Origin of the sequence: Vibrio sp. IB15, from assembly GCF_016406055.1 — a bacterium.
Classification (GTDB): domain Bacteria; phylum Pseudomonadota; class Gammaproteobacteria; order Enterobacterales; family Vibrionaceae; genus Vibrio; species Vibrio chagasii.
Genome location: NZ_JAEFCE010000129.1, coordinates 1 through 2130 on the forward strand (window position 1 = coordinate 1; position 2130 = coordinate 2130).

Annotated in this window: 4 protein-coding genes; all 4 read right to left on the reverse strand. The window is 42.4% G+C overall.

Annotated elements, in window-relative coordinates:
• Positions 1 to 162: 162 nt before the first annotated feature.
• The 4 genes from JC606_RS23000 to JC606_RS23015 all read right to left on the reverse strand — a co-directional run bounded on the left by JC606_RS23000 (position 163) and on the right by JC606_RS23015 (position 1943).
• Positions 163 to 489, reverse strand: a complete 327-nt coding sequence (locus JC606_RS23000; RefSeq protein WP_004738554.1) for a hypothetical protein — start codon at positions 487 to 489, stop codon at positions 163 to 165.
• A 228-nt stretch (positions 490 to 717) separates the two neighbouring features.
• Positions 718 to 909: a DUF4250 domain-containing protein gene (locus tag JC606_RS23005; RefSeq protein WP_137407915.1), complete on the reverse strand. Its 192-nt coding sequence runs from the start codon at positions 907 to 909 to the stop codon at positions 718 to 720.
• Between the two features lies 1 nt (position 910).
• Positions 911 to 1114 carry a YaeP family protein gene (locus JC606_RS23010; protein ID WP_137407914.1) on the reverse strand — a complete coding sequence of 68 codons (204 nt, stop codon included), beginning with the start codon at positions 1112 to 1114 and terminating at the stop codon, positions 911 to 913.
• Positions 1115 to 1259: 145 nt separating this feature from the next.
• Positions 1260 to 1943 (reverse strand): tellurite resistance TerB family protein, encoded by a 684-nt coding sequence (locus JC606_RS23015; RefSeq protein WP_137407913.1) that lies wholly within the window; start codon positions 1941 to 1943, stop codon positions 1260 to 1262.
• Positions 1944 to 2130: the final 187 nt, after the last annotated feature.

Consider the following 2130-nt stretch of genomic DNA (forward strand, 5'->3'; position numbering starts at 1 on the left):
GGTATGAACTCGCCAAGTCTCTTGATTAACCAGACTTGTGATCAAGAGACAGCCTTTAATAGGGGCCTTTTTTGTATCTGGTGGTTTTGAGAGCAGAGAAAGGCAGGCACTAAAAAGGGCTAATGCTTTCACATTAACCCTTTGTATTTTTTTGTGTTGGTTCTACTTTTTGATGCTAAGTAGGGTGCCTGATTTACACTTGAACGAGTAGTAATTACGGCTTTCGTTAAATTTACCTAGGCCTTCGCCATCACAGTAATCGATGTTGATTTCGCGCATCACTTCTAGTGTATCTTCGCTGTTTAAAGCGAATTTAGAGCCATCAGAACAGACGATACGTACTCTCTCATCATGGCTTACAGAGTAAATATCGACTTCGGTATTACACAGCTCAAAAGAGGCTTCACGAAAATTGTCTTGCTGAGTATTTGAAGCGCAACCCGCTGTAAGAGCTGCAGTAAACACTGTTAAAAGTCCGAGTCTTTTCATTGTTAATCCTTCGCGATCATCAAGTTGGTTGATGATTTATTATTTGCTATTTGAGGTAGACTATACAACTACACGCTACGATTCAAGGCGCGTTCTTAGAGTCTAAGATATAAAAAGAGAGTAAGGAGGAGATAATTTATATTCTGAAGGCTGTATTGGCTAAGGCTGACACCTATAAAAAAGACCAACATCGAGTTGGCCTTTATCTATCAATCTGAATTTACATCATTATCTAAACTGTTTTGCTTCTGGCAGGTATTCAAAACCCGCAGAGGCAAGTTTAGAGATTAATGCTGCTTTGTCGATTTCATAGAAGTTAACCACTCGGTCTAAGTCTCCGTCGAAGTTGTCACGTAGCTTCATGTTGACGATGCTCATCAACATAACAGGATCCATCTTTTCAAAATTAGAGAGGTTCATATTAGTCCTCGAAATCTGAAATGAGTAGGTTAGCAGCTGCAAATGCCGCGCGTTCGCGAGCTTCTTTTGGAAGAGATTCATCTGCTGCAAGGTCGTTTAATGTTTTTAAAGCGCAGGTGATCGCTTGAGGGATGTAGCCTTGGTCGCCACTACCAATTTGAGAGTACAGTTCATGTACCAAATCACAACAATCGTATACTTTCATTTTTATACCTAACCAAATGATACCTGATCTCAATATACACATAGAGATAAGCAAAAACAAAGCGGATCTGACGAAGATCAGAGTTAGTTTGTCCTTGCTCAATATCTCACTTTATTAGGTGACCAGTTAACCAATGATTGGTCGACTAGCCGGCGACTTGCTGTTCCAGCTGGTATTTCACTTCATCTGCAAGGTTGAGTTGCTTGGCTAATTCTTTCAAGTAAGCCTTTTCCATGAAGTTCTGCTCGTCGGCCACAATCAAAGAGGCCAAGTAGATTTCGCTGGCTTGTTGCGGTGAGCTTGCGAGTTGAGCGATTTCGCTTGGGTCGAGAGGTTTGTGCAGCTCTTCAGACACTAACTTAGTCAGCTGATAATCCGCGCCCATGTTTTCGACGGCTTGTTCAATTTTAGCCATCTCTTGCTCATCGACATGACCGTCCGCTTTAGAAGCCGCAATCATAGAGCGTAGAATAAGTAGATTATGACAAGCATCTTGCTCGTCAAATGTGGCTTGCGGAGATGAGTCCGGAGTGCCTTGTTTGGCTTGGTAATCGTTATATACCTTATATGCCAATGCACCAAGCGCAGCTGCTCCACCAATACCTACGGCCTTCTTGCCAATCTTCTTGGTTTTCTTTGAGCCCATGAGAGCTCCTAGCAACCCGCCACCAACGGCTCCTGCACCTAATGCACCAAGTGTACTTTTGCTGCTGTCTTTACTGCCTTGTGTAAGACCGCTTAGGCCAGATGAGCTTTGTGAGAGTTTCTGAGTGCCTTGTTTAACAAGGTCTGACTTAAGTGCTTGGTTAAGTAGGCTTTTAAGATCCATCGATACCTCCAATGGTAAACGCGTCTAATGAGTTGATGAATCTAATATATGTATTTAAAGATGAACCGGGGATTAACTTACGTTATTTACTTTATCGAGAAATGAGAGAGCGAGTGAAGGTGAGTTGGGGAAATAAAAAAGGTTCATCGCGGCTTTCCGGGGAAAGCCGCTTTTATCTTCAAGAAGA

What these genes read in the sequence shown, in the direction of transcription:
- JC606_RS23015 (WP_137407913.1), bottom strand. Translation starts at nt 1,943, where the DNA reads ATGGATCTTAAAAGCCTACTTAACCAAGCACTTAAGTCAGACCTTGTT.
- JC606_RS23000 (WP_004738554.1), bottom strand. Translation starts at nt 489, where the DNA reads ATGAAAAGACTCGGACTTTTAACAGTGTTTACTGCAGCTCTTACAGCG.
- JC606_RS23010 (WP_137407914.1), bottom strand. Translation starts at nt 1,114, where the DNA reads ATGAAAGTATACGATTGTTGTGATTTGGTACATGAACTGTACTCTCAA.
- JC606_RS23005 (WP_137407915.1), bottom strand. Translation starts at nt 909, where the DNA reads ATGAACCTCTCTAATTTTGAAAAGATGGATCCTGTTATGTTGATGAGC.